23 protein-coding genes, 1 tRNA gene and 1 rRNA gene are annotated in these 25,834 nt (G+C 64.6%); 9 read left to right on the plus strand and 16 right to left on the minus strand.

Features of this window, described 5'->3' with window-relative positions:
- Positions 1 to 25 precede the first annotated feature (25 nt).
- The 4 genes from JUB11_RS27595 to phnF form a co-directional block, all read right to left on the minus strand.
- Positions 26 to 1,063, minus strand: coding sequence for an aliphatic amidase (locus JUB11_RS27595; protein WP_207462012.1), 1,038 nt, complete (start codon positions 1,061 to 1,063; stop codon positions 26 to 28).
- Positions 1,064 to 1,350: 287 nt separating this feature from the next.
- Positions 1,351 to 2,217, minus strand: coding sequence for an endonuclease/exonuclease/phosphatase family protein (locus tag JUB11_RS27600; RefSeq protein ID WP_348771522.1), 867 nt, complete (start codon positions 2,215 to 2,217; stop codon positions 1,351 to 1,353).
- Complete coding sequence (locus JUB11_RS27605) at positions 2,214 to 2,993, minus strand: DUF1045 domain-containing protein (RefSeq protein ID WP_207462014.1); 780 nt, start codon at positions 2,991 to 2,993, stop codon at positions 2,214 to 2,216. The genes JUB11_RS27600 and JUB11_RS27605 overlap by 4 nt, the downstream gene beginning before the upstream one ends.
- Before the next feature lie 83 nt (positions 2,994 to 3,076).
- Complete coding sequence (gene phnF / locus JUB11_RS27610; protein WP_247887369.1) at positions 3,077 to 3,841, minus strand: phosphonate metabolism transcriptional regulator PhnF; 765 nt, start codon at positions 3,839 to 3,841, stop codon at positions 3,077 to 3,079.
- A 96-nt stretch (positions 3,842 to 3,937) separates the two neighbouring features.
- Between phnF and phnG the strand changes: the two genes are divergently transcribed.
- Genes phnG through JUB11_RS27645 form a run of 7 tightly spaced genes read left to right on the plus strand, consistent with a single transcriptional unit; the run spans position 3,938 to position 9,604 of the window.
- Positions 3,938 to 4,390: a phosphonate C-P lyase system protein PhnG gene (phnG, locus tag JUB11_RS27615; RefSeq protein ID WP_207462015.1), complete on the plus strand. Its 453-nt coding sequence runs from the start codon at positions 3,938 to 3,940 to the stop codon at positions 4,388 to 4,390.
- 3 nt (positions 4,391 to 4,393) lie between these two features.
- The gene (gene phnH / locus JUB11_RS27620; protein WP_207462016.1) at positions 4,394 to 5,023 is read left to right on the plus strand and encodes a phosphonate C-P lyase system protein PhnH; all 630 of its coding nucleotides are present in this window, start codon (positions 4,394 to 4,396) and stop codon (positions 5,021 to 5,023) included.
- A 4-nt stretch (positions 5,024 to 5,027) separates the two neighbouring features.
- Positions 5,028 to 6,140: a carbon-phosphorus lyase complex subunit PhnI gene (locus JUB11_RS27625; protein ID WP_207462017.1), complete on the plus strand. Its 1,113-nt coding sequence runs from the start codon at positions 5,028 to 5,030 to the stop codon at positions 6,138 to 6,140.
- Entirely contained in the window at positions 6,137 to 6,985 is an 849-nt protein-coding gene (locus tag JUB11_RS27630; protein WP_207462018.1) for an alpha-D-ribose 1-methylphosphonate 5-phosphate C-P-lyase PhnJ, read from the plus strand. The genes JUB11_RS27625 and JUB11_RS27630 overlap by 4 nt, the downstream gene beginning before the upstream one ends.
- A complete protein-coding gene (gene phnK, locus JUB11_RS27635; protein WP_207462019.1) occupies positions 6,982 to 7,758 on the plus strand; it encodes a phosphonate C-P lyase system protein PhnK in 777 nt (258 codons plus the stop codon). Before JUB11_RS27630 ends, phnK begins: the two co-directional genes overlap by 4 nt.
- Complete coding sequence (phnL, locus tag JUB11_RS27640; protein WP_207462020.1) at positions 7,755 to 8,450, plus strand: phosphonate C-P lyase system protein PhnL; 696 nt, start codon at positions 7,755 to 7,757, stop codon at positions 8,448 to 8,450. The genes phnK and phnL overlap by 4 nt, the downstream gene beginning before the upstream one ends.
- A complete protein-coding gene (locus tag JUB11_RS27645) occupies positions 8,447 to 9,604 on the plus strand; it encodes an alpha-D-ribose 1-methylphosphonate 5-triphosphate diphosphatase (RefSeq protein ID WP_207462021.1) in 1,158 nt (385 codons plus the stop codon). Before phnL ends, JUB11_RS27645 begins: the two co-directional genes overlap by 4 nt.
- Before the next feature lie 78 nt (positions 9,605 to 9,682).
- On the opposite strand, the gene JUB11_RS27650 is transcribed toward JUB11_RS27645, so the two are convergent.
- From JUB11_RS27650 to phnC, 6 genes are all read right to left on the minus strand, one after another.
- Positions 9,683 to 9,835: a hypothetical protein gene (locus tag JUB11_RS27650; protein ID WP_207462022.1), complete on the minus strand. Its 153-nt coding sequence runs from the start codon at positions 9,833 to 9,835 to the stop codon at positions 9,683 to 9,685.
- Between the two features lie 165 nt (positions 9,836 to 10,000).
- The gene (gene phnN / locus JUB11_RS27655; RefSeq protein ID WP_348771523.1) at positions 10,001 to 10,633 is read right to left on the minus strand and encodes a phosphonate metabolism protein/1,5-bisphosphokinase (PRPP-forming) PhnN; all 633 of its coding nucleotides are present in this window, start codon (positions 10,631 to 10,633) and stop codon (positions 10,001 to 10,003) included.
- Positions 10,630 to 11,286, minus strand: a complete 657-nt coding sequence (locus JUB11_RS27660) for a DapH/DapD/GlmU-related protein (protein WP_207462023.1) — start codon at positions 11,284 to 11,286, stop codon at positions 10,630 to 10,632. Before JUB11_RS27660 ends, phnN begins: the two co-directional genes overlap by 4 nt.
- A 14-nt stretch (positions 11,287 to 11,300) precedes the next feature.
- Positions 11,301 to 12,122 (minus strand): phosphonate ABC transporter, permease protein PhnE, encoded by an 822-nt coding sequence (phnE, locus tag JUB11_RS27665; RefSeq protein ID WP_207462024.1) that lies wholly within the window; start codon positions 12,120 to 12,122, stop codon positions 11,301 to 11,303.
- A gap of 85 nt (positions 12,123 to 12,207) precedes the next feature.
- A complete protein-coding gene (gene phnD, locus JUB11_RS27670) occupies positions 12,208 to 13,206 on the minus strand; it encodes a phosphonate ABC transporter substrate-binding protein (protein ID WP_207462025.1) in 999 nt (332 codons plus the stop codon).
- A gap of 50 nt (positions 13,207 to 13,256) precedes the next feature.
- A complete protein-coding gene (gene phnC / locus JUB11_RS27675) occupies positions 13,257 to 14,129 on the minus strand; it encodes a phosphonate ABC transporter ATP-binding protein (protein WP_207462026.1) in 873 nt (290 codons plus the stop codon).
- 70 nt (positions 14,130 to 14,199) lie between these two features.
- Between phnC and JUB11_RS27680 the strand changes: the two genes are divergently transcribed.
- Positions 14,200 to 14,505 (plus strand): hypothetical protein, encoded by a 306-nt coding sequence (locus JUB11_RS27680; protein ID WP_207462027.1) that lies wholly within the window; start codon positions 14,200 to 14,202, stop codon positions 14,503 to 14,505.
- Between the two features lie 218 nt (positions 14,506 to 14,723).
- On the opposite strand, the gene JUB11_RS27685 is transcribed toward JUB11_RS27680, so the two are convergent.
- Entirely contained in the window at positions 14,724 to 16,193 is a 1,470-nt protein-coding gene (locus JUB11_RS27685) for a glycosyltransferase family 61 protein (protein ID WP_207462028.1), read from the minus strand.
- A gap of 784 nt (positions 16,194 to 16,977) precedes the next feature.
- On the opposite strand from JUB11_RS27685, the gene JUB11_RS33020 reads away from it, so the two are divergent.
- A complete protein-coding gene (locus JUB11_RS33020; RefSeq protein ID WP_247887370.1) occupies positions 16,978 to 17,274 on the plus strand; it encodes a hypothetical protein in 297 nt (98 codons plus the stop codon).
- Between the two features lie 115 nt (positions 17,275 to 17,389).
- On the opposite strand, the gene JUB11_RS27695 is transcribed toward JUB11_RS33020, so the two are convergent.
- The 5 genes from JUB11_RS27695 to rrf form a co-directional block, all read right to left on the minus strand.
- Positions 17,390 to 19,489 carry a class I SAM-dependent methyltransferase gene (locus tag JUB11_RS27695; protein ID WP_207462030.1) on the minus strand — a complete coding sequence of 700 codons (2,100 nt, stop codon included), beginning with the start codon at positions 19,487 to 19,489 and terminating at the stop codon, positions 17,390 to 17,392.
- Positions 19,490 to 19,515: 26 nt separating this feature from the next.
- A complete protein-coding gene (locus JUB11_RS27700; RefSeq protein ID WP_207462031.1) occupies positions 19,516 to 20,373 on the minus strand; it encodes a hypothetical protein in 858 nt (285 codons plus the stop codon).
- A 574-nt stretch (positions 20,374 to 20,947) separates the two neighbouring features.
- Complete coding sequence (locus JUB11_RS33445) at positions 20,948 to 24,277, minus strand: glycosyltransferase (protein ID WP_207462032.1); 3,330 nt, start codon at positions 24,275 to 24,277, stop codon at positions 20,948 to 20,950.
- A gap of 1,304 nt (positions 24,278 to 25,581) precedes the next feature.
- Positions 25,582 to 25,658 (minus strand) — tRNA-Met (locus JUB11_RS27710).
- 91 nt (positions 25,659 to 25,749) lie between these two features.
- Positions 25,750 to 25,834 (minus strand): 5S ribosomal RNA (rrf, locus tag JUB11_RS27715); the annotation flags it as partial.

Here is a 25,834-nt window from a genome sequence, read left to right on the forward strand (position 1 = left end):
GAGGCACCCCTCCCCCGCCGCACCGTCAGCGGTGGGCCGCCACCTCGTGCGGGATGCCTTCCATCGGGCACTCCTCCGTGCCGACCGCCGGACGGGTGAAGGAGGCGACCATCTCGCGGGTGCCTTCGGGATCGGTGATCCACTGGCGATAGAAATTGTAGGGGCAGTTGGCGTCGCCCCGCTCGCCGTCGCGCGAGTTGATCATGCCCGTGTAGCCGCGGTGGACCAGCTTGAACAGGTGGTTCTCCGACTGGCCGTTCTTGCGGAAATCGCGGATGAGCGAGGTGGAGAGCTGGGCGTATTGAATACCGTAATCCTCCTCGCCGCACTCGCCCATGGTCCGGCCGTCGAAGCCGATGATGGCCGAATGGCCGAAATAGGAATAGACACCGTCGAAGCCCGACGCGTTGGCGACCGCGACGTAGCAGTTGTTGGCCCAGGCCATCGCCTTGGACATCAGCACCTGCTGGTCCTTCGCCGGGTACATGTAGCCCTGGCAGCGGACGATCAGCTCGGCGCCCTTCATCGCGCAGTCGCGCCAGATCTCCGGGTAGTTGCCGTCGTCGCAGATGATCAGGCTGATCTTCAGCCCCTTCGGGCCTTCCGAGACGAAGGTGCAGTTGCCCGGATACCAGCCCTCGATGGGCACCCAGGGCATGATCTTGCGGTATTTCTGGACGATCTCACCCTTGTCGTTCATCAGGATCAGCGTGTTGTAGGGCGCCTTGTTCGGGTGCTCCTCGTGCCGTTCGCCGGTCAGGGAGAAGACGCCCCAAACCTTGGCCTTGCGGCAGGCCGCGGCGAAGATTTCGGTCTCGTCGCCGGGAATGGTCGCGGCGGTCTCGTACATCTCCTTCGGGTCGTACATGATCCCGTGTGTCGAATATTCGGGGAAGATGACCAGATCCATGCCCGGCAGGCCGGTCTTCATCCCGACCACCATGTCGGCGATCTTCCGCGCGTTCTCCAGCACCTCCGCCTTCGTGTGCAGGCGCGGCATCTTGTAGTTCACGACCGCCACGCCGACGGTGTCCTTGCTGCTGGAAATATCGCCGTGAATCATTCTTGCCTCCGTTCGCGCGCGAAGGCCGTGGGAAGGCCGCTCCGGCGCATTTCGACGTTGGTCACGCTCGCTCGATCAAGAAAAAAGCGCAAGCACGCCCCCGCTCCCGCAGTTGTGAGCGGAACGATGGCAGATGCGTATGCTATTCTCCGGAATAGCGTCGAAGTCACGGACTGGGTATGTTTCGAGGAGTACGGTGTATCGCTCCTCTCGTCCATTCCCTTTGCTCCGCTGCCCCGACGAGGCGACGTGATCGATGCGTATGTTCTGGGTGTTTCAGCCGGGGCTCAATACGTGGTTCTCCGTAGGCACGTGGTTCTCCGTAGGCGCGGCCGACACCGCGGTGCATGGAGAGGGCTTCCCATTTCGAAGTCGAGGACAACAGCCAGATGATCGCTGGCGGCCGGCAGCCCCTCGGACGGGCTGGCGTGCAGGTCGGTCAACAGACGCACCGGCCGGAGCGCCGACCCCGGCCCCGCCAGAACATGGTCCAGACAGCTGGGGGCCGGACAGGCGGTGTCTCCGCTTTCCAAGCCGCCGTCCGCCATGGTCGTGGCGGCGGGGAGGCCGAGCCGCGCGCGGCAGTCGGTCAGGCCAAGCTCCTCCAGGCGCAGAAGATCCGGCCCGGTGTTGAAGTCGCCGGCCAGAAGCACGGCGTCCGCCAGTCCCGCCGCCCGCAGTTCGGCCACGATAGCGGCGAGTTGCGCGCGGCGCAGGTCGCCGCCGTCGCGGAGATGAGTCAGATGCAGGTTCACGGCGAGCAGGCGGCGGCCGGCGAGGTCGATCTCCACCAGAAGCGCCGCCCGCTCGCCATCGCGCGGGTCGGAGGGAAGATCAATCCGGCGGCTGGACAGCACGGGACGGCGCGACAGCACCGCCAGGCCGGACCAACTGTCGGCCCTGCGGCCCTCGACGGCGCGCGGTTTCCGGCGCAAGGGAAGTTGAACCACCTCCATCCCCGTGAAACGGGCCAGATGGCCTGCCGTGTCCAGCCCAAGCTCCGGACAGAGCAGCGATTCCTGGAGCATCAGCAGGTCCGGGCGCAGCCGTTGGACACCGCGTACCATGGCGCGCAGACGCTCCCGGTAGGCGCCGTCGCCCTTCCAACTGTTGAGCGTGACCAGCCGAATCCCGGAGGCAGGCCGGTCCGTCACGCGCCGGCCGCTTGCACGCCCGCCGTTTCCACGTCCACCGTTGCGCCCATCGTTCCCGCAAAGGCCGGTCCCTCACCTGTGAGGGCGAAGCGTTCCGCCAGGACGAAGGGGGCCGACGGCGCGGGCTGCACGGCAAGGCAGACCGAGCGGACGGCGAAGGGCTCGGCCAGCACGGCCTCCAGGGCTGGTTCGAGAAGGCGGCGGATCCGCGACCGTTCCTCCTCGGCGATGCGGCAGGTCAGGGTCAGGTGGAAGCGGAACTGGTCGAGGACGTAAGGATAGCCCCAGCGCGCCATCAGCTCTTCGTGGCGGACGCTCAAGGGCGATTTCCGCCGTTTCGCCAGTTCTTCCTGCGTCGGGGGAGCCCGGAAGCGGTCGAGGTCGCGCACGCAGGCGCCAGCCAGATCGTCCAGCGCCGGTTCGGGCACGCTCGGGCGCAAGGCCAGGAAACCATGGAGTTCCTGCAGACCAAGCGGTGCCGCGACGAAGGCCGGACGGCGGCTGGCGAGTTCGGCGACCGCCTCCGCCAAGGCCGAAGGCGTGGCGCCCTCGGCGAGGCGGAAGGGAGCCTTGAGCGTCGCGTGGAACCCGTAACGACGGGCCGCGGCGATCAGCGTTTCGTGCCAAGCCGGATCGAGGCCGAGCGCCGGAAGCGCGCCGTAGCCGGGCGCGCGGGCGGAACGGCCGAGCCACCATTCTCCGAACCGGGCGAGTTCGCTGCCCTCCTCGGGCAGGAAATAGATGGCGTAGCGTTCGGGGCCGGTCATGACGGTCATTCGCCTCCGATTGGGAAGGGATTGGCCCGGTCTACGACAAAAACCGACGCGGTGAGGTTAAGTTTGCGTGAAATCCCCCGTCCTCAGCCGTTCGGCTCGACGACGAGCTGGACCCGGTCCGACGCCCAGCGCGCCACGCTGTATTCGATGGGCTCGCCGCCGGCATCCACGTTGATGCTCTCGGTCAGCAGGATGGGGCGGTTGGGCGCCTGCTGGAGGAGGCGCGCGTCGGCCGAGCGGACCGGGCGCGCGGTGATGCGCGTGACCCGGCGCGTGTAGTCGGCGACGCCGCAGGCGGTGAGCGCCGCGCTGATCGAGCCCGACGCCCGGTAGGCCTCGGCGAGGCCCGGAACACGCGCCTTCGGGAAGTAGTGGGAGGACACGTTTACCGGCCGGCCGTCAGCCTCGCCGAGCCGCTCGATCACGATGACCTCGGCCCCTTCCGCGATGCCCAGTGCCCGCGCCACGGCGGCCTCGGCCGCTGCCTCGGCGAGGCCGAGAAGCTGCCCACCGGCCTCCCGCCGCTCGGCGGACAGGTTCTCGGAAAAGCGGGTGCGGCGGCTCAAGCGGTAGTCGATCACGCTTTCCTGCACGAAGGTGCCGCGCCCCTGCTCGACCCGGACCAGCCCCTTCTCCGCCAGTGCCAGCACGGCGCGGCGGGCGGTGTGCCGGTTGACGCCGAAGGACTCCGCCAGCGCGTGTTCGGTGGGCAGCTTTTCTCCGGGCGGGTGCAGCCCCTTCAGGATGTCCGCCTCGATCCGTTCGGCGATCTGCCGCCACAGGGCGGTGCCAGCACCCCGCGCGAGATCGCCGCCGTTCATGCCGCCCATGCCGCCGTCTTCTGTCATTGAAAATTCACCCTTCCCGCCTTTACCGCGCCCTGACCCGGCGCGCATAGTGCACGAAGAACGGTATAGACATCTAGACAAATTTTGGGTTTGTCCATGACATCATCCGACATCGCCGCGCGCCGCCGCTGGATGGGCGTGCTCGCCAAGGCCCGTCCTCCCGAGATCGACGAGGCGTGGAGCGCCCTGGGCGCGCCGTCCGGCTATGTCCATCTGCGCCGGCCCGAAACCGGGCTTGCCATGGTGCGCGGCCGGATGGGCGGCGACGGCGCCGCCTTCAACGTCGGCGAGATGACCGTGACGCGCTGTTCGGTCCGACTGGCCGATGGAGCCGTCGGCCACGCCTATGTGGCGGGACGCGACGCCTCCCACGCGGAACGCGCCGCAGTGATCGACGCGCTGCTCCAGGACGAGGAACGGCGGGCGTCCATCGAAGCTCTGGTCATCGCCCCGCTCGAACGCGCCCAGGCCGAACGGCGGGACATGGCCTCGCGCAAGGCAGCGGCGACCCGTGTCGATTTCTTCACCATGATCCGCGGGGAGACCTGATCCGTGACGACCCTTTCCCACACGGGGCCCGCCGGAGGGGTCCCCCCGACCGGTCCGCTTCCGGGTTTCGGCGACCCGGTACAGGACGCGCAGGGCGTCTTCCGCGCCGTGCTGGACGCGATGGCGCGGCCGGGCACGATCCACGATCTGGCGCTTGGCATCGAGGCGCCGGCCCCGCTTTCCGCCGGCAGCGCCGCCGTGCTCATGGCGCTGGCCGATTTCGAGACTCCCGTCTGGCTCGACGGGGCAGCCGAGTCGGCCGAAGCCGCAGCACACCTGCGCTTCCATTGCGGCTGCCCGCTCGCCTCCGAACCGGCGGAGGCGGTCTTCGCGCTGGTGGCCGGCCCCGCCCTCATGCCGCCGCTCTCCGCCTTCGCCGTGGGTACCGAGGAATATCCGGACCGGTCCTGCACCGTGATCGTCCAGGTGGCGTCGCTGGCTGCCGGGGCCGGCTGGGTCCTGACCGGGCCGGGCATCCGCGACCGGGCGTCCTTGCGCGTCGGCGGACTGCCGCCGGCCTTCGCGGGCTGGGTCCGCGACAACCACGCCGGCTTCCCGCTGGGCGTGGACCTGGTCTTCACCTGCGGCGGCCGGATCGCGGCCCTGCCGCGCTCCACCCGCATCGGGGAGTGAACCCATGTATGTCGCCGTGAAGGGTGGCGAGAAGGCCATCGACAACGCGCACCGGCTGATGGCGGAGGAGCGCCGGGGCGATCCCGGAACGCCGCCCCTGAGCCTCGACCAGATCGCCGGCCAGCTCGGCCTCGCGGTGGACCGGGTGATGACCGAGGGCTCGGTCTACGACCGCGAGCTGGCGGCACTGGCCGTGAAGCAGGCGCAGGGCGACCTGATCGAGGCGATCTTCCTGGTCCGCGCCTATCGCACGACCCTGCCGCGCTTCGGCGCCAGCGAGCCGATCGACACTGCGGGCATGGCGATCCGCCGCCGCATCTCCGCCGCCTTCAAGGACCTGCCGGGCGGGCAGATGCTGGGGCCAACCTACGACTACACCCACCGCCTGCTGGATTTCGGCCTCGCCGACGGTGCCGCGCCGGAACCGGCCGCCGTGGGCGCGGCCCCGGTGGAGCGGGACATCCCGCGGGTGGCCGAGGTGCTGGGCCATGAGGGGCTGATCGAGCGCGAGGAGCCCGGCGACGGCGCGGCTCCCGGCGACCTGACGCGCCAGCCCCTGGCCTATCCGGCCGGGCGCGACCTGCGGCTCCAGAATCTGGCGCGCGGGGACGAGGGCTTCCTGCTGGCGCTCGCCTATTCCGGCCAGCGCGGCTACGGCAACACCCACCCCTTCGCGGGCGAGATCCGCATGGGCGAGGTCGCGGTCGAGCTGGTGCCGGAGGAGCTGGGCTTCCCCGTGGAAATCGGCGAGATCACGGTCACCGAATGCCAGATGATCAACCAGTTCAAGGGGTCGAAGACCCAGCCGCCGCAGTTCACGCGCGGCTACGGCCTGTCCTTCGGCCGGGCCGAGCGCAAGGCCATGGCGATGGCGCTGGTGGACCGGGCGCTGCGCTGCGCGGAGCTGGGGGAGGAGCCGGTCTCCCCGGCGCAGGACCAGGAGTTCGTCCTGTCCCACTCCGACAACGTGGAGGCGTCGGGCTTCGTGCAGCACCTGAAGCTGCCGCATTACGTGGATTTCCAATCCGAACTCGAACTGATCCGGCGCCTGCGCGCCCGCGAGGCCGCCGGCCCGCCGGGCGGCGACGGGACCGGCACGCGGGAGGCGGCCGAATGACCAGCGGCTACAACTTCGCCTATCTGGACGAACAGACCAAGCGCATGATCCGGCGCGCCATCCTGAAGGCGGTGGCGATCCCCGGCTACCAGGTGCCCTTCGGCAGCCGGGAGATGCCCTTGCCCTACGGATGGGGCACCGGCGGCATCCAGGTGACGGCCGCCGTGATCGGCGCCCGCGACGTGCTGAAGGTAATCGACCAGGGCGCCGACGACACCACCAACGCCGTCTCGATCCGGCGCTTCTTCGCCCGCACCGCAGACATCGCGACCACCGAGCGGACCACCGAGGCGACCGTGATCCAGACCCGCCACCGCATCCCCGAGACGCCGCTGCGCGAGGGGCAGATCCTGGTCTACCAGGTGCCGATCCCCGAGCCCCTGCGCTGGCTGGAGCCGCGCGAGACGGAGACGCGGCGCATGCACGCCCTGTCCGACTACGGCGCCATGCACGTCAAGCTGTACGAGGACATCGCGCGCCACGGCCGGATCGCCACCTCCTACGACTATCCGGTCCTGGTGGCGGGCCGCTACCTGATGCGCCCCTCGCCCATCCCGAAGTTCGACAATCCGAAAATGCACATGAACCCGGCGCTCCAACTGTTCGGCGCGGGGCGCGAGCGCCGCATCTACGCCGTGCCCCCCTTCACGGAGGTCCGGAGCCTCGATTTCGAGGACCACCCCTTCGAGGTGCAGCGCTGGGACCAGGCCTGCGCGCTGTGCGGGTCGCGGGAGTCCTTCCTGGACGAGGTGGTGACCGACGACCGGGGCGGACGGATGTTCGTCTGCTCCGACACCGATTACTGCGGCGGGCAGCAGGCCCGCCAGGCGGAGGCCGCGGAATGAGCGAACAGCCGCTTCTGAGGGTCGAAGGGCTCACCCGCCTGTATGGGGAGCGCGTCGGCTGCCGCGACGTCTCCTTCGCGCTGTGGCCGGGCGAGGTGATGGGCATCGTCGGCGAGTCCGGCTCGGGCAAGACGACGCTGCTGAACTGCCTTTCCGCCCGGCTGGAGCCGAATGCCGGCCGTGTCCTCTACGACACCCGGCACGAGGGGCCGGTGGACGTCTACGGGCTGTCCGAGGCGCGCCGGCGCCAGCTGACCCGCACCGACTGGGGCATCGTCCACCAGAACCCGCGCGACGGGCTGCGCATGGGCGTGTCCGCCGGGGCCAACGTCGGCGAGCGGCTGATGGCGGTCGGCGCCCGCAACTACGGCGCCATTCGCGAGGAGGCCGGAAACTGGCTGGAGATGGTGGAGATCGACACCGGCCGGCTGGACGACCAGCCGCGGACCTTTTCCGGCGGCATGCTCCAGCGCCTCCAGATCGCCCGCAACCTCGTCACCCGGCCGCGGCTGGTCTTCATGGACGAGCCCACGGGCGGGCTGGACGTCTCGGTTCAGGCGCGGCTGCTCGACCTGCTGCGCCGGCTCGTCGCCGACCTCGGCCTCGCGGCCATCGTCGTGACGCACGACCTCGCCGTGGCCCGGCTTCTGGCGCACCGGCTGATGGTGATGCGCCGGGGCGAGGTCGTGGAACAGGGCCTGACCGACCAGGTGCTGGACGACCCGCACCATCCCTACACGCAGCTCCTCGTTTCCTCGGTGCTCCAGCCATGACCCCGATGATATCGGTCTCCGACCTGTCCAAGACCTATGTGCTGCACACCCAGGGCGGCACCGCGATCCCGGTCTTCCGCAACGCGAGCCTGGAGGTGCGGGCCGGCGAATGCGTGGCGCTGCACGGGCCGAGCGGCTCGGGCAAATCGACCCTGCTGCGCTGCCTCTACGGCAACTGCAAGCCGGACGCCGGCTCGATCCGGGTGCGCCACGGCGACGGCGCGGTGGACGTCGCCAGCGCCGACCCGCGCGCCATCATCGGGCTGCGCACGCACAGCCTCGGCTATGTCAGCCAGTTCCTGCGCGCCATTCCCCGCGTCCCCGCCATCGAGGTGGTGGCGGAGCCCCTGCGGGCGCGCGGCGCGGGGGCGGATGCGGCCAAGGAGCGGGCGGCGGAGCTGCTGGCGCGGCTGCGCATCCCGGAACGGCTGTGGGCGCTGGCCCCTGCCACCTTCTCCGGCGGCGAGCAGCAGCGCGTCAACATCGCCCGTGGCTTCGCCGCCGGCCACCCGATCCTGCTGCTGGACGAGCCGACCGCCTCGCTCGACGCCCGCAACCGCGCCGTCGTGGCCGGGCTGATCGCGGAGGCGAAAGCCGCCGGCACCGCCCTGGTGGGCGTCTTCCACGACGACGAGATCCGCGAGGCCGTCGCCGACCGCACCGTCGACATGCAGAGCGAGACCGTCCAATGAACCGGGAACCGTCCCAGGACCTCGTCTTCCGGAACGCGCGGGTAGTGACCCGCAACGAGGTGTTCCACGGCACCGTCTGCGTCCGCGACGGGCTGCTGGCCGACCTGGCGCGCGGCGACAGCGCCGTGGCCGGCGCCATCGACTGCGAGGGCGACCATCTGCTGCCGGGGCTGGTCGAACTCCACACCGACAATCTCGAAAAGCACATGACCCCGCGCCCGAAGGTGCGCTGGAACCCGGCGGCGGCGGCCATGGCGCACGACGCGCAGATGGCGTCCGCCGGCGTCACCACCGTCTTCGACGCCATCGCCTGCGGCGACGTCATGGACGGATCGGCCCGGCTCGCCAACCTGGAGGCGATGGTCGCGGCCATCGGCAACGGCCAGGCGGACGGCCATTTCCGGGCCGAGCACCGGCTGCACCTGCGCTGCGAGGTCGCCTGCGCCAACATACTGGAGCTTTTCGGCGCCTTCCTCGACGACCCGCTGGTGCGCATCGTCTCGCTGATGGACCACACGCCCGGCCAGCGCCAGTTCGTGCGCGAGGACAAGTACCGGGAATACTACATGGGCAAATACGGCCTCTCCCCGGCGGAGATGGCCGAATTCACCGCGCGCCAGCAGGCGGCGAGCGCGCTCCATTCCGCCAAGCACCGGCGGATCATCGCGGAGATCTGCCGCGGCCGGGGCTTCATCGTGGCGAGCCACGACGACGCCACGCTGGAGCATGTGGAGGAAGCGCGCGGCCTCGGCACGCATTTCTCCGAGTTCCCGACGACGCTGGAAGCCGCCAGGGCGGCCCGTGCCGAGGGCATGAAGGTGCTGATGGGTGCTCCCAACGTCGTGCGCGGCGGCTCCCATTCCGGCAACATCTCGGCGGCGGAGCTGGCGGCGGAGGGCTGCCTGGACCTGCTCTCCTCCGACTATGTGCCGATCAGCCTGATGCACGCCGCCTTCCTGCTGCACCGGGGGCCGCTCGGCCTGCCCCTGCACGAGACGGTCGCCATGGTCTCCGCCTCCCCGGCCGAGACGGCGGGACTGGACGACCGCGGCCGCATCGAACCGGGACGCCGCGCCGACCTCGTCCGCGTCCGCGACACCGGCGACGTGCCGGTGATCCGCGGCGTCTGGCGGCAGGGCCGGCAGGTCGCGTGACGGGTCGCCGGCCGGGAGTTCTTCGTTCCGGGAGTTCATCGTTCTTCAAGGGGACCGGCGGCGCCGGTCCCCTTCTTTTCAGACAGGCCTCAAGGGCAGGCCCGGACCCGGCGGCCGCTCGGTCCGGATCGGGCCGCCCTGGCGCAGCACACCCCCGGCGCGCACGATCGCCATGACCCCGGCCTTGCGGATGATGTTGCCCTGTGCATCCCGGTCCAGAACGGCCGCCATCAGGCCCGGCTGGAACGCGTCGATCTGGACACAGGGATTGCGCAGGCCGGTTAGCTCAACGACGGCCTCATCGCCGAGATGAAGCCTGGCGCTGCTTGCCGAAGGCGTGAACGGCGCCGAGGCACACCGCCGTCACGATCCCTCCCGCCATCGCGTTCCGTCTCCTCATTGCGCCACCCGGCGGCGCGCCACCGTTCCGTAGGGGCCTTCAGGCCCGGATTTGATCCTGTCTATGACGGCGACGAAAGCGCGGATGCCGTCTTCGGGCGACGCGTCGTTGACGACGGTCTGCACGTCGGGGCCTGCGGGAAGGAACTCCTCGGCACGGCGCAGGCGGGCAAGGATGTCGGCGGCGGATTCGCGGCCGCGGCCGGCGAGGCGCGCGGCCAGCAGCTGGGGCGGTGCCGTGACCACCACCACCCGCACCGGCGCCTGCCGGCGCCTCGCATCGGCGATGACGGTCCTGGACACGTTGGCGACCACCGCGACGCCGGCCCGGCGCTGCGCCTGCACGCTGGCGGGGATGCCGTAGCCCAGCCCATGGGCGCGCCAGGACAGCAGGAAGGCGCCCGTGCGTTCGGCCTCGGCGAAATCCTCGGGCGAGAGGACGTCATGGTCCTCCGCCCCGGCCTGCGCGTCGCGGGTCACCACGCGGCGGGCGAAGGACAGCGACCCGTCGCCGGCCAGCGCGCGCCGCGCGCCCTCGATGAGCGTGTCCTTTCCGGCGCCGCTCGGGCCGACGACGAGGATCAGGGGCGCGAGCGGTTGAGTGGGACCCGTGTCGGCTGGGTTGGTCACCGGTCGTAGGCCTCCGCGAAGGCCGCGGCGTCCAGCCTCCGGAAATCCTCCAGCGCCGCGTCGAGCCGGTCGTGCGTCCAGTCCCACCAGGCGATGCGCTGGAGCCGCTCGGCGGTGCGCTCGTCGACGCGCATGCGCAGGACGCGCGCCGGCACGCCCACGGCGATGGCATAGGCCGGCACGTCCTTGGTCACCACCGCGCCGCTGCCGACGATGGCGCCGGTCCCGATGGTGACGCCGGGCATGACGATGGCGTTGTGGCCGATCCAGACGTCGTGGCCGATGGTGACCTTGTGGTCGCGCCGCCACTGGAAGAACTCGGCCTCGTCCTCCGCCTGGAACCCGTGGGAGCGGGAGCGGTAGGTGAAGTGATGCAGGGTCGCGCGCCACCAGGGATGGTTGCTCGGGTTGATGCGGACGCCGGTCGCGATGTTGCAGAATTTCCCGATGACGGCGTGGGCGATCTGGTTGTCGCCCATCGCGTAGCCGTAATCGCCCAGCTCCGTCTCCAGCACGGAGGAGCGGGGGCCGAGATAGGTGTAGCGGCCGAAATCCGAGGCCCGCACCACGGAGGACGGATCGATCTCCGGCGTTTCGGACAGGACGCGGTTCTGGGTCCAGGGCTCGTTGCCCTGCCCGCAATCGATGCGCATCGGCGAAGGGTCCTTCAGATGAACAGTTTGCGCAGGCGCGCGGACGCGATGTCGATGAGGGTCACGGTGGCGATGATGATCAGCATCACCGCGCAGGTCTCGGCGAAGTAGAAGCCCCGGATGATTTCCCAGAGCACCACGCCGATGCCGCCCGCCCCCACCATGCCGACCACCGTGGCGGAGCGGACGTTGGATTCGAAACGGTAGAGCGTGTAGCTGATCCACAGCGGCAGGACCTGCGGGATCACGCCATAGGCGATCTCCTCCAGCGCGTTGGCGCCGGTGGCGCGGATGCCCTCCACCGGGCGCGGGTCGATGGCCTCGACCGCCTCGGAGAAGAGCTTGGCGAGGATGCCCGTGGTGTGGATGAACAGGGCCATCACGCCCGCGAAGGGGCCGAGCCCGACCGCCACGACGAACAGCATGGCGAAGACCATCTCGTTGATGGCGCGGAAGGCGTCCATCAGGCGGCGCACCGGCTGGCGGACCCAGACCGGGGCGATGTTCTCCGCGCAGAGCAGCCCGAAGGGCACGGCGAGAACGACCGACAGCGCCGTTCCCCAGACGGCGATCTGCAGGGTGATCAGCATCTCCTGCAGGTAATAGCGCCAATCCGTGAAGTTCGGCGGGAAGAAGTCGCGCGCGAAGGTCGCCATGTTGCCGGCGTCGGAGATGAGCGCCCAGGGGCGGATCTCCGCTCCTTCCCAGGAGGCGGCCAGCACGGCCAGCAGCACGGCCCAGCCCAGCAGGGCCGGCAGGGACTGGCGCAGGGGCGGAGACAGCGGCACCTTGCCGCCGGCGGATGCGGCGGGGGCCACGGAGGGCGACGTGGTCATGCGGGGCTCGCGCTCGTTTCGTGCGGAATGGGGGATAAGCAAAGGGCGGCGGGACCGGCCCGCCGCCCGTCGGTCCGTCAGCTCCTTACTGGGCCGAGGCCAGCGTCTTCAGCCGGGCGAGCTGCGCGTCGATGTCGGCCAGCTTCGCCGCCTTCTCCTCGGCCGGCATCTCCGTCGTCTCGATCTTGGTGCGGGCCTTGAACAGCTCGAGCTGGCGGATCGGGATCAGCTGGCTGTTGGTCGATTCCTTGAAGGGCGCCCATTTCAGGCCGGCCAGCACCTTGCTCTCCCGCTCGAGCTGGGCGTCGGGCTTGCCCGGCGTCTTCACCCCGTAGCCGAGGAGGAAGTCCTTGATTTTCTTCTTGTCGCCGTCGCTCAGGTCCTTGCGCCAGACCAGCGGGTCGGCCGGGATCAGCGGCGAGGTCCAGATCACCTTGATCTGCGCGTACTTCTCCGGGAAACGGTCCTGGATCTTGCCCAGGTTCTCGTTGTTGTTGGTGGCGACGTCCACCTGGCCGTTGGCGACGGCGAGCGCGTTGGTCTCGTGGTTGGCGCTGACCACCCGCTTGAAGACCGCCTTGGGATCGGCGATGCCGTTCTGGGCGAACACGTAGTAGCCCGGCACCAGGAAGCCCGAGGTCGAGTTCGGGTCGCCGTTGCCGAAGGACAGGCTGCCGGCCTTCTTCAGCACGTCCTCCATGGACGCCAGCGGGCTGTCCTTGTGGACGATCAGGTGCGACCAGTAGCCCGGATTGCCGGACACATCGACCGACTGGGCGAAGACCTCGCCCCCGGCGCGGTCGACCGCCTCCATGGCCGCCTTGTTGCCGTACCAGGCGACCTGCACCTTGTCGAAGCGCATGCCTTCGATGATGCCGGCATAGTCGGGCGCGAAGAAGGCGCGGACCTTCATGCCCGTCTGCTTCTCCATGTCCTCCAGCAGGGGCTGCCAGTCCTGCTTCAGGTTCTGCGAGGATTCGGTGGAGATGATCCCGAAGGACAGCTCCTTCAGGTCGGCCCGGGCGGCACCGGAGAGGCAGAGGCCGGACAGCAGGACGCCGGCCGCGACGATCGTGCGCTTCATGGGAGGCTCCAGTTCTTGGCTGTTGGTTCGTACGAGGAAGGGAGCGGCGTTCAGGCGACCGCCGCGGCCCCGCTCAGCCCTTGGGCACGGCCGGCGCGCAAGGCCACATCCCGGACGTCGAAGCCGTCCGCGGCGCCGTGAAGCTCGTCGGCGGTAGCACCGTAGAGATGGCGCAGGAGCTGCGGCGTCAGGCCGGCGCTCGGCCCGTCATAGACGACCGACCCGTCGCGCAGGGCCACCGTGCGCGGGCAGTAGCGGACGGCGAAATCGACCTGGTGGAGGGACACCACGACGGTGGTGCGGTCCTCGGCGTTGATCCGCGCGAGGATCTCCATGACGCGTCGGGAGGATTCCGGATCGAGCGAGGCGATGGGCTCGTCGGCAAGGATGACCTTGGCCCGCTGGACCAGCGTGCGGGCGATGGCGGCGCGCTGCTGCTGGCCGCCGGACAGGGTCGAGGCGCGCTGCCAGGCCATCTCGTGCAGGCCGACCCGCGCCAGCGCGTCGAGCGCGGCCTGGCGTTCCTCCACCGTGAAGCGGCCGGTCAGGCTGCGCCACAAGGGCACGCGGGACAGCGTGCCGGCCAGCACGTTCGTCATCACCGGCAGGCGCCCGACAAGGTTGAACTGCTGGAAGACGAAGCCGACATCGGCCCGGACGCGGCGGATGTCGGACGACACGCGCCCGTCAGCCTGCACGCTCCGGCCCAGCATCTCCACGCTCCCCGGGGCCTTGTCGCCCGCCAGCCCCACGAGATGGCGCAGAAGCGTCGACTTGCCCGAGCCGGACGCGCCGATCAGGGCGACCATTTCACCGGGCTGGACCTCGACGTTCACGTGGTCGAGCGCTTTGCGCGCCCCGAAGCTCCGCTGGAGCTGCTTCACCCTGATGGCTGGTTTGGCCGGCGCTTTTGGTGTCGGCATGGAGCACCCTGACAATGAAATTGTTGGGGCGCATCCTGTTCCCTAACTCTGACATTCTGATTAGGGGAAAGTGACACCTTCATTACATGTGCAGTCGGAAGGAATCTCCGGCAATGCAGCCGAGAGTATACATTGTCATGATTTGTCTAATCCGGCGCACCCGCAACAAAAAGGACAGGTGGAATGCTTCTTTCTGCTGTTCGGCGGCACGGACGGCTTCGGCCTGCTCTATCTGTTCTTTCATGGGCAAGACCTTACAGCGTTCTTGCCGGTGCCGGCGGCCAGGAGGCGGGCCGCGGAAGCCGAGAGCCGCATGCCGTATGTCGATTTCCCATGGAACCGCCTGATATCAAATTCAGGAAGTTTCGATCTGTAGCGCCCCCGGGTACCCGCAGGTTGCCCGATGAGTCGTTACACCGTGACACCCTCCGGCATTTGCCCTGCCCACCAGTCAGCCGCGTAACAGGGGCAAAAGCCCGGACACTGATCTGGGCTGAGGGGTTGCCATCAGCGTAGATGTGCGCGATGTGTATTGGCATGCCAAGCGCGGAACGCCCGTCTTTGTCCGGCCTGTCGCGTGGCGACCTTGAAGCCCTATGCATCGATAAACTCCACCGCCTGCATCACGCTCGGGGGGGCCACCGTGAAGTCGCTGCTGTGACTCGGCAGGCTCCGATCAGGCGATACGACCGCGCAGTACCGCAGCCCTTTCGTTAAACTGATATCGCGGAAGGGGCGGCGTTCCAGGACGGTTCGGGAGAAGATCTCTACCACCTTCGTGCCGGGCGTCATGAATGCCACGTTTGCCATGCCGGCGCCGTGCGGCCCGACCACGATCTCGGCTTCAGAAAAGACCTTGATCTGATCCTCAAAGCTCAAGTCACCTGGGCAGATGAGCTCGAAACCATGGGGGGCCAAGGCCTCCATAAGGGCCTCTTCGTTCGACACGCGACGGATGGAGGCGTCGCGGCGCGAGACGTAGATTTTGCGCCACGGCTTTGGCCGAAGTCCTTGATGCTCCAGGAGGGCGGCGATGCACTCTGCAAAGGCCGGTGAGACCCGGCGCTGCAACCTCGGGTCGGTGACGATCGGCACATACAGGTCCGCCACCCGGTCCCAGCGGTTGTTGCGGATAATGATGTCATTCTGCTCGATGCCGATCATCGCCAGCGTCTTGAGACACCGATCCATGATGGCGCGGGACGGCATGCGCGCGGTGCGCAACATAATTTTCGGCTTGGCTCCACCTAGGAGGCGCGAGGCGATGAAGGCTCGCGGCAGGCACTCCGTCAGCCAAAGAGCGTAGTTAGCGAAGCCACCTTTCTGGATCGCGACAACCGGCTCGGCGACGTAATCGTCCATGGCCAAACTCCCGAAGTCTGTGAAGTAGACGGCGCCTTCCGCGTCCGTCGCAAAGCCTTGACTGTCCCATCCCCCTTCCACGGTTTCGAGAGCGATGTTTCGGTTGTCCGTGATTACGGCACCGGTCGGGCCGACCAGCGCCCCGCGGAAGAAGAAGCACCTGGCCGGCGGCATGTATTCATTGACCGCGCGAAAGTTGGAGTAGACGTGTTCCCTTTCCGGATCGTCCCCTGGCACTCCGAAAACCGGGATGTCCGGATGCGCATAGGCAACCTTTGCTCCGACTGTGATGCTGGACTGCCTGGTGAAAGCGACGGGCTCAAACGGCACGGCTTCACGCTGCTCCGGCACATCGTAGAGGCTCACAACCTCAAGCGGCTGATGGACCCGGCCGACCGATCCGCTGGCGTGCTTGCCGAAGGCGACGGTCCATTCATGGTCGGCAACCCTGACCTCCACAACAGCGCCGCCACCAGGTTGGAAGTGGTGAGGGCGAAGCTTAAACTCGAAACCATGAGGACCATAGCCGACCTTCACAAGATCGTTGCGCATGATGTTGGCGCGGACGGTCGATACCACCGAGCCATCCACAAGGATCTCGACCGAAAAGCTCTCGGCTGGGTCTGCCTTGTTCGCGACCCAACCAGCGACACGATCTCTTGTGCAGACGTCAACGCTTCCGATAAGCACAGTGTCCAACATGGCGGCGCTCACTCCTCAATGGCGCCGGATGTTCACTCAAACTCGGACAACAGTCCAGCGCACGCGACGTTGTTGCAGCGAGGCGGAGATTGCGGGTGGCGAGGCGGCATCGTAGGAGAGGCGCCACCGATCTTTCCACGTTCCGATCCGACCAACGCCGCTCGTCGCCACCACATCCCTAAGCAGCGACACCGAGTTCGCAACTGGAAGGATTATGATGCCGCACTGCGGGCGGGTGGCGGCCTGACCGTCTGGTTCAGCGACGAGGCCGTGGAGCGTTGGCGCGCCGAGACTCGAGCGACACCGGGCGGACAACGCACCTACTCCGAACTGGCGATCCTCACGGCGTTGATGCTGCGCGCGGTGTACACCTTGACCCTAAGGCAAACGGAGCGTTTGCTCGCATTCTTGGTCCAGTTGCTCGGGCTCGATCTGGCGCTGCCGAACCATTGCACGGTGCGCCGCTGGGCCCAAACCGTCGCGGTCCCGACCCCGCCAGCGAAAGCCACCGAACTGATCCGTCTGCTGGTCGACAGTACTGGCGTGAAGCTGTGCGCGCCCGGTGACTGGCTGGTTGAGAAGCACGGCACACGCCGGCGCCGCGCGTGGCGCAAGCCTCACGTCGGCCTGAATGCCACCACTAAGCGCATCGTCACCGCGACACGGACCGATCATGACGTGGACACGCCTGGCAAGTCGGCCCTCTGCTGGACCAGATCGTCAAGCCCCTCAATGCCGTCGTCGCCAATGGCGCCTACGACCGGAGCGGCATCCGAGAGCGGCCGTGGTCGTGCTACCGCGCTCCACGGCGGTTCCGAGCGACACCGCGCAGAGCAACGCGACACCGCGAGATCGGCATCTGCAGGCCATCGCCGAGGATGGTCGCATGGCATGGCAGACGACGTCCGGCTTCAACGTGCGTGCGCTCCCGGAGGCCTTCTTCAGCCGCTACAAACACGTGATCGGGGATGGTCTACGCTTCCACACCGACGACCGGCAACAGACCGAGATCGCGGTTGCCGTCCTCGTCCCGAACCGCATGCTCGGCCTCTGGCGCCCGGATTCTGTCCGCGTTGTGTGATCAGGGACACCAACTTGCCGGCATCAGCTTTGGCTGTCTCCATACAACCGCGTCACTGGTCAGCCGATCTTCGTCGTCTGACCAGCCGCTTGAGCGATGGCAAGTTGTGCTGACGTTAATCCCTAGAAACAGACCCGATCTCGCTGCTATACCTTGATTTTATATCAGCAAGGGACAGAGCGTTGAATCTTTTGTAGTCTGCAAGCAAATGGGCATAATCAACTCTGGAAATTGCTTCAACTTTCCCAAATCCTACCCCTAGAATGTTGCGAGCTGTTCGTCTGCGCCAGCAAACGAGTTGGGCCTGGGTTTCTTTGACCAGCGCAAATTCAATCATAGGGTAGAATGTCTCTATAAAGTACACTAGCCGGTAAACATCACCCATCCAAGCGCTCGAGTTATCATTGAACGGGTTATCCGGCGATCGTATTTTAGATACGAGGCCGGGATCACTGATGCTTGCCAGATAGGACGACGGAAGCACATCGTCGATGATAATTACGCCGTTTCGGTCCAGCTTAACCAGTGCATTGTTAAAGTCGCGCAATGTCTGCTCAAATGTATGCAGACCATCCAGAAAGACAACGTCAAAGCATAAATCTTTATGCCGCTCGCCGAAGAAATAGTCATCCGATTTCACTTCCTCGAGAATGACCCCTGGTTTCTCCACATCAGCTCTTGAAAAACGAAAATTCGGATCAATACCCACCTTCAAATGAGCGATGACCTCACGGAATGTCTCGGCCTTCCAAAGGCCGACCTCTAAGTAACGACATTGAGGGAACTCTTTTGTGAACTCATTGATAACATCTGACCGTCGTTCAACGCGCATGGTGGGCTCCTTCCTGTGAACGATATTGCTGGCTTGAGAGATTATTCCAAAAACATTTACTAGATCGTAGGACCCAAAGTACTCCGGTTCACTTACCTTTGCAGAATTTCTTACGTCTTCCTCACCAACGTATTGGGGCGCAAGCGATCCCTCTGATTGATCTCTGACCCATCCGGCTGGCTTGCTCGCAATTACGTGCCTATTCGTATGGACCACACCAGGAATACTGAAAAACCAGCCTACTTTGTGTTGCTGTGTACCGTGGTGGCAGATGTAGAAGCTACATACAGACGCAAGCGAAAGAGACAATGGAAGCCGGACTCCAGCACCATTGTACATTCTCTTAGCGGCGCCTTTCAGTAACCTTTCAGTCTCTAGTATAACCTCATCCGCAACCGATGCAGTCTGCTGCGCCAGTTGAAGCGAGTTATCCAAAAATCTAATTGCGCGATAGCTCCGATTACTATCAATATCGCGTGGAAGAGAAAATCCATCCAGCACGACAGCGACCCTCGAGCTCAATGAAAGGACCCCTGCACAGATTTGGGAGAGTGCAGCAACCTGATTCACTAGTGTACGGTTGTGAGATCGTACAGAAACCCATATGATGTTATCATAAGTCTTTACTTCCTCCAGCACGCGCGCCTCATCGGCTGTGAGATCCTCCATTGAGGCGTCAAGGCACAAACGCTTTGTCCTCGCGCTAACCTTTGCGCCGCCAATTGGGACCCACAGCGTCCCGATGGAAAGCGCTTCGCGCTCAGCGACTATTTTGTGGACATTAACTGCTGGGAGAGCTTTGCTTAGGTCAAAGATGGGAGAGTACGTCACATACAAATTTCGAATTTGAAGTGCGTGCTCCCAAATGGTCTCAACCAAAGGAGAGAGTTCATTCCAGACATGATGAGCGAAGTTCTGATGCCCAATCAGAGGGCGGACATCGAATTTTGCAATGCCTGTGCCTAGCTCAGTGTGGAGACGTGCTGTTTCTTGGTCAAGAAATTCGATGAGTTCATGGTCTACCCTGATTGGAGAAAAAGCAATTATGGTACGCGAGGAAGGATAGTATGCGGACGAGATTCCCCGCGATTTCGAGATCTCGTCAGTCATGAGCCAAAATGGATCGGTATCATTAAAGAAGTAACAAACCTGATTGTCAGCGCACCGAAGCGAACCTAAGGGTTGTAACTCATTTCCATTCGCAGGAGAGGGAACAACAATGACCCCTGTTTCGATTGCCCTAGCTTGGTAATATAGCATCCCTTTTTCACTAATACGGCGATTCGCTGAATAAACAAAGCGCTCGAGTTTATCCAATAGTGGTGCCCATGTGATCTCGTTAGCGCTAGAGGGCACAACAACCTTTACCGTGGCGTCGCTCATCCGGATGCTCCAAGTGTATCAATCTGCTACTGATTTTCCCGAGATAACTTAGATATTTCTATATCAGTATTCTCAACGGCATATGGAAGGCCGCGTTTGGCCCATGAGTCGAATACAGAACCTATGTCTAGGGCAACCCCACCCTGCCGCTTTATGAGGTCGCAGTAGTACTTCCCGAGTATGCCGGCTCCGACAAGAAAAAGGCATCCAGAGATGTCGCCAAGCTTCAGAAGCCGTGTTTCGACGTATCTATATAGGTCGGGATACTGACCAAACCCTGTACTTCCGCGCCATGTGTAATGGCCAGGAACCCTTATGTAATTGAGGTCGGCTCGCCCGAAAACGTTAGCTAAGTCAGGTCGGAGGTCCCATGGCCCAACCAAGTATATCCATTTCGCCTGCAAGACGATATTTTTGAAAATTGCCCCCTTAGCTGCTGCAAGCTGGAACACATTTGTGCCAACATAATCGGTCGGCTTCAATGGCCGAGTGCTAGACATAGCATAAAGCATGGCGCAGGCGTACCCGAGCATGCCGTGGGTGATGGCCTTTTGCATACCACAATAGAACTCAGAAACTGGAACGCCGAGCATATCGGCATTCTGCACTGATTGCTCGAGTTTTCCTCTCAGGAAACTCATCGATGCTCCTATCCAATTATCGGGGTCAGCGGCCTTCACGCGCTGCATGGACTCCGGTCCAAACTGATAGTGCAGGACCTGTGCGAGCACCTCCTGATCCGTAAAATGTCCTGGGTAGCCCAATACCCTTCCCTCGCCGTCGCCTAATCTGACTAGCGAGAAGCCATGCCTCCGTGTAATTGCACCCAATATCCTTTTTTCAATATTTTCGCTGCAAGAGGGTGTTAGGTAGTCACCATGCAACCCCATCTCCCGCGACCAGGACTCTGCGGAACGGACAATGTACGCGCGACGGCCAATTGGGTTTTGACTGATCTCAACAAAAATTTCGGCGGTGACTGCTCCAGATAACTTAAAAACGTCGAAGTCACCATCAAAATGCCACTGCTCCTCACTGAGTGAGACATCGAGTACAAATGTCGAAGGAGTCTTGAAGCCTTCTAAAGGAATTTGAGTGCATACGGACCCGTATGAGGGAACGGTCGCTGTGGCGATCGGTATGTCCTGCCACCTTACAATTGCTTTGCCACTCCGGCCCGAATGGGAAGGTGTAGCTGTCAATCGCAAGTGCAAGATGCAGAAAGCATACCGTTCGTCGGGGCTGCCTCCGGTAGCCTCGGCGCGAAGTACATTACGCCCAACACTCAAGGACACCTTTCCCGACGGAAGAGCCTCACATGCTCTAATTGGAACTATTGATACAGCAGCAAGCTCCACCTTGCACCCCCTCAACTTTGAACAGGAGCGTTTATGTACTTAACGCTCCTAGCAACGTTCTTTCAATCGACTCGACGACGGTTAGGCAAAACTCGCGACGTTAGGTGCGCGCCTTTAGCGGCACGAGCGCATTCGCTGTGTCCGGGACATAGATTCCGGCCATCTCCAGAGCCTTGCGCATCAGCATCCTGCCTTTTTCGAACGAGTACACGGTTCGTGCCTGCTCGCGAGAGTGCATCGACAACGCCTCCCAGAGCGTCTGGTTTGTGTACAGCCGCGCTACGGCATCGGCCCACTCTTCCGGCGTCTCCGCGACCAGCGCGTCGATACCCTGGCGGATTGCTGTGCCCTCGGCGGCAATCGTCGACAGCACTGACGGCGTGCCATAGGCCAGCCCGTCAATCACCTTGCCTTTGATCCCGGCGCCAGTAATTAGGGGCGCGACGAACACCCGACAGGCGTTGTAGACGTCCGCTACGTCCTCGACGTAACCCTCGATCACGACGTCCTCGCTCGCCAGCGCGCGGATCTCGTCCGGCACCCGGCTGCCGTAGATGCGGAACCGCAGCCCAGGCACCCGCTTGCGCAGCAACGGCATGACCTTCTGAATGAAAAACAGCACTGCCGACCGGTTCGGCGGGTGTCCGAAACCCCCAAGGAACGCCACATCCTGCCTCGCTTGGAACCCAGGGATATCGTCCACCACATCAACCACCCACGGGCACGTCGCCACCTTCGTTGAAGCCAGATTATGGCTCATGATGACAGCGTGCTCGGTCGTGTTGTAGGACAGCGTCACGTCCACTCGCCGCATCACCTCCAACTCCTGGTCGCGCATGGTGAGGGCGTCGAGCAGGGCGTCCTGGTTGTTGGCCGCGATCGCCTCGCGCATCTCGCGCAGGAAGTGCAGGTCAGCGTTGCAGAACAGGATCTTCGCCTGTGGGGCCAGCCGGCGCAAGATTTCAAGCACCTGCTGCGCCACGCTGTAGCGGGTCACGTACACGATGTCGAACTCCCGACCACGCTCGGTCAGAAGTTCCTCGATCGATGTTGTGAAGGGCGCGTACACGGCCTCGACGCCCATCCGCTGGAGGCGTTCGGTATAAGCGCCCAAGTAGGCGAAGTTTAACGGCGCGAACGTCAGCTTGAAGCCGAGCCCCTGGAGCAGGCGCATCTCCTGGATCGCCGCGTAGCTGCCGGCGTCGTTGTCCGGGCGCGGCGGTTCGGCATCGATCACCAATGCACGGTGCAGGATGCCACGGTCCTTGTTGAGGTCGACGTCCTTACCCTCCTCTCCGTTGAACCGGCAAGCCGCCGCCCACTTGCGCTTGAACTTCGGCCGGTTGATCTCCTGGTACCGCTTGATGCCCGAGGCGGTGCTCGTGCCGTTGCTCATGCCCTCGAAGTGATAAACGACCGACATCGGTGCGTAGACCGTCTTCAGGCCCTGTGCCCGCACCTTGAAAGCCAGATCCGTGTCCTCGAAGTAGGCCGGGCAGAATTCCTCGCTAAAGCCGCCGACGGCGTCCCACACCGTGTGGGGCAGCATCACGGCAGCGCCGGACAGGTAGTCGGCCTGGCGTGCGTAGTTGTACTGCGGCGCGCGCGCATTTGCAGCCCGGCCGTAGTTCCATGGGTTCCCGGTGTTCCAGACGATGCCGCCTGCCTCCTGCAGCTTGCCGTCAGCGTAGAGCAGCTTAGAGCCTGCCATGCCGACGCCCTCGAAGGTGTCGAACACGAACAGGAGTTCGTCAAGCCAGCGCGACGTAGGCTCGGTGTCGTTGTTCAGGAAGACGACGTACTGGCCGCGCGCCTTGCTCGCACCGAGGTTACAGGCCCGGATGAAGCCCTGTGCGGCCTCGTTGCGCACATAGATGACGTTGGCCACGACCTCGCTCAACGAGCGCGTCTCGTCGGAGGAGCCGTCGTCCACGACGATCACCTCAAAGCTCGCCTTGTTGTAAGCAAACGCCAAGGCCGCTAGGCAGTTGTAGGTGACGGCAAACTTGTTGTGCACCGGCACTACAATCGAGACCTGCGGCGCCATCACCTTCGGCAGCGCGAAGCGCGGGAAATGTCGCCGCCTCTCGAAGCCCTCCACCAGGATCTCGTGCAGGAAGCCCAGTTGCGACAATGTCGTCGAAAGCGCCGAGCGCTCGCTGGTCTCTGCTTGCCCGAGTGCGCTGAGCCAGTCACGGATGTTCTGATACCGGTAGCCCGCCGCGGGCGCGGCAGCGGCCGGAAGGTTGGCGCCGGCGTGCTGCTGCAATGCGCTCCAAGGCGTCATGAAGGCCGGAGCGATCTCCGCAAGTTCGCCGACCGGCGCGTGCGTTTGGGCTGCCCGCACCGTGAATTGATGTGGCAGGCCATCGCAATAGCTCCGCGGGATCGCCAAGCGGAAGCCATAAGCCTGATCCTTACGATGCTGGTCGGCCACCCCACCCCCAACCACGATGCCGTCGATGGCGAAGCTAAGCTCGACGGGGCCGCCGAGTACCTTGTCGCGAACCCAGCCGACCACCACCGTCCCGTCCAGCGCCTCGACGCGTCCGGTCACGCCGGCCGTCTCCGAGAACACCTGCGGCGATCCGAACACGTGCTCTCCGCTGGCGCGATCGAAGACAGCAACCTCGTGCGGCTCGCCATCGAAATAGACGCTCGGCAAGGTCATCGTCATCGTCTGCCCCTGGCCACCGCAACGGCGCAAGGCGTCCATTTCCTCGGGTCCCCAGGCGGCCGGGGTCCACTCCTGCACGGCGTCGTCGGCAACGCACCCTAGCCAGAGGCGCAGGAAGAAAAGGTAATTGTCGGCGGCCTTAGGACGCTTGCGCATTACGAGGCGGACATACGCCGATCCTGCCGGCGCCGCGGCAGTGACGACCGCACGCTTGTAGTCGGAAAGCCGCCGTCCGCCCAAGGCGTTCCGAATGGTCTCCGTCGCCTCCCTCAGCTGCTTTTTGGCCGCGTCGTAGAACTCCAAGACCAGTTCCCCGTGGCAGCGATGAGCTGCAAAATAGGCAGAGGCTTGGTAGGTTGCGCCGGGCACGACTGGCAGGAGTTCTCCGTCGATCGGATCGCGATAGACTACCGCAACGATGGTCTCCGCATCCGGTGACGACACATACCCGGTGCTGTCTGCCTCGCAAGTCCACTGGTCAGAAAGGTCGATGCCGTACCCGACCTCCGTCTGGCCGTCCGTACGGATGACCCAGTTGGTGAACTTCTGCGACAGATCGGCATTCGCCAGCTGGTTTTGCGCGAGGAGGAGGTTGCCTGGGATCGCGTCTCCGGGCTTGTCGCACAGATCAAGCACTTGTCCGTCCACACGCACTTCCAGGCCAGCCGCACTCGAGCCGTAGGCGGTGAGGTGCACCCGGCCGCCGTCGAGCTTGAACCTCGCCGTGGGTATAAGGGTCTGCTCGATCTGCACTTTGTACTCCGTCGCAACGCTTAGTGGCCGTTACCCAAGGGATGCGGCCAGTGTGATGGATGCCAGGCGGTAGCGGCGCCAATGGATCGCTTCGTCAGGAATGAATGCTCCGACGTGCCATGCCACCTGTCCGCGTCTAGGAAATTATCGTGCAATGCTGTTGAGTGCTTTCGCCACAGACTGCGCTTGGGACTGGGGGAGAGCCAACTGGAGCACCACCTCGTCCTTGCCTTCGGTGTCGAGCCTCATGAAATTAATGCGGACAATGCCATTATGGATGCCCACGGACTTGATCCCGTCGACTAAAATGTGCAGTAGGCGTGGAATCGTTTTAGTTACAAGGCAGCGTATGCTGAGCTGCTCGTACTCTCCCATAGCCGTCCTCAAGGCGAACAATGTCATTCTCCCCAAGGTAGCCAACCTCTGCCGTCGGCTGCTCAGGCTTCTCGACAAAACGCTCAACAACGTAGTTTCCCTCGTCGGCATCGAGGCGCAGTCCCGCTTTGATGCAGCGGTAGCCGGTTTCGGCTAGCGCCGGCTTGATGCCGGAAGTTCTTGACCGGGCTCCGGCGGCGCTAGGCCCGCATCGGCGGTCGCCGTCGCAGGGCGCCCGCAGGTCGGAGCGGGTCAGCCAGATCGTCTTTTTGACCTCCTCCAGCCGAGAGCGTGCTGACGCCGTAGAGCAGGGGGCGTTGGACTCGCAGCTCTGTGTGGAGGCTGTGACGTTCATGGAAGCTGCCATCTAGCGGGAGGTCGGTGCGGAGTTGAGGTGGCTACGGCGCCTTTGCGCCCAGCGGTCTGGCGGATTGACGTGGGACAAGCTTTTTGGGCGTCCAGTGCCTTTGCGCTAAATCCTTGGTTTTTCAACGCAACTCTCCACTGCTTGAGCCCTCGTCCCACTGTTCAAGAGGAAGGCGTCTTTGACGCTTTCGCAGATCCCGCGAAGGCAATACCTTCGGTCGATCATTCCGCCTATGCCCTACCTAACCGACGGTCGCATAAGCACGGTAAAGATTCTGTTTAAGGAAAATGCCTTTCCTTGAAAAACGCGGGTGGCGTACCCCGAGGTCTGGAATTTCGGCATTTGAGCTTTTCGGCTGCCCCAGCCGCGTACCGGAGCACAGGGCTGGGCGCCTGTTCGTTCCCGTGATCCGTGTCGCCAAACACGGAGAACCAGATGCCGGACCCCCTGGATACGATTGTCGCCACGCTCATGGAACAGCTTATCCAGACCGGGATCACGGCGGCGTAGCGCACAAACAGAAACGCCGCCGCGGATTTCGCGACGGCGTGTTCGATGAATGTGGTTGCGGGGGCAGGATTTGAACCTGCGACCTTCAGGTTATGAGCCTGACGAGCTACCGGGCTGCTCCACCCCGCGATTGTGCCGGTCGGCCTCGTGGGAGCATGGAGAAGCGAAGACAGGTGCAAGTGGCTGTGTGTTGCGCGGCTGTTGTCCTTGGGTCCGGGTGACCTGGCGGCGACCGACTCTCCCACGCCTTAAGACGCAGTACCATTGGCGCTGAGGTGTTTCACGGCCGAGTTCGGGATGGGATC

It is taken from the genome of Azospirillum sp. SYSU D00513 (genome assembly GCF_017356015.1).
Taxonomy (GTDB): domain Bacteria; phylum Pseudomonadota; class Alphaproteobacteria; order Azospirillales; family Azospirillaceae; genus Azospirillum.

Excerpts from the sequence above, each read along its gene's own strand:
- phnD (WP_207462025.1), bottom strand. The coding sequence starts at position 13,206 with ATGAAGCGCACGATCGTCGCGGCCGGCGTCCTGCTGTCCGGCCTCTGC.
- JUB11_RS27645 (WP_207462021.1), top strand. The coding sequence starts at position 8,447 with ATGAACCGGGAACCGTCCCAGGACCTCGTCTTCCGGAACGCGCGGGTA.
- phnL (WP_207462020.1), top strand. The coding sequence starts at position 7,755 with ATGACCCCGATGATATCGGTCTCCGACCTGTCCAAGACCTATGTGCTG.
- phnC (WP_207462026.1), bottom strand. The coding sequence starts at position 14,129 with ATGCCGACACCAAAAGCGCCGGCCAAACCAGCCATCAGGGTGAAGCAG.
- JUB11_RS27650 (WP_207462022.1), bottom strand. The coding sequence starts at position 9,835 with ATGGCGGCCGTTCTGGACCGGGATGCACAGGGCAACATCATCCGCAAG.
- phnG (WP_207462015.1), top strand. The coding sequence starts at position 3,938 with ATGACATCATCCGACATCGCCGCGCGCCGCCGCTGGATGGGCGTGCTC.
- JUB11_RS27695 (WP_207462030.1), bottom strand. The coding sequence starts at position 19,489 with ATGAGCGACGCCACGGTAAAGGTTGTTGTGCCCTCTAGCGCTAACGAG.
- JUB11_RS27685 (WP_207462028.1), bottom strand. The coding sequence starts at position 16,193 with ATGTTGGACACTGTGCTTATCGGAAGCGTTGACGTCTGCACAAGAGAT.
- phnK (WP_207462019.1), top strand. The coding sequence starts at position 6,982 with ATGAGCGAACAGCCGCTTCTGAGGGTCGAAGGGCTCACCCGCCTGTAT.
- JUB11_RS27605 (WP_207462014.1), bottom strand. The coding sequence starts at position 2,993 with ATGACCGTCATGACCGGCCCCGAACGCTACGCCATCTATTTCCTGCCC.
- JUB11_RS27630 (WP_207462018.1), top strand. The coding sequence starts at position 6,137 with ATGACCAGCGGCTACAACTTCGCCTATCTGGACGAACAGACCAAGCGC.
- phnE (WP_207462024.1), bottom strand. The coding sequence starts at position 12,122 with ATGACCACGTCGCCCTCCGTGGCCCCCGCCGCATCCGCCGGCGGCAAG.
- JUB11_RS27595 (WP_207462012.1), bottom strand. The coding sequence starts at position 1,063 with ATGATTCACGGCGATATTTCCAGCAGCAAGGACACCGTCGGCGTGGCG.
- JUB11_RS27660 (WP_207462023.1), bottom strand. The coding sequence starts at position 11,286 with ATGCGCATCGATTGCGGGCAGGGCAACGAGCCCTGGACCCAGAACCGC.
- JUB11_RS27625 (WP_207462017.1), top strand. The coding sequence starts at position 5,028 with ATGTATGTCGCCGTGAAGGGTGGCGAGAAGGCCATCGACAACGCGCAC.
- phnF (WP_247887369.1), bottom strand. The coding sequence starts at position 3,841 with ATGACAGAAGACGGCGGCATGGGCGGCATGAACGGCGGCGATCTCGCG.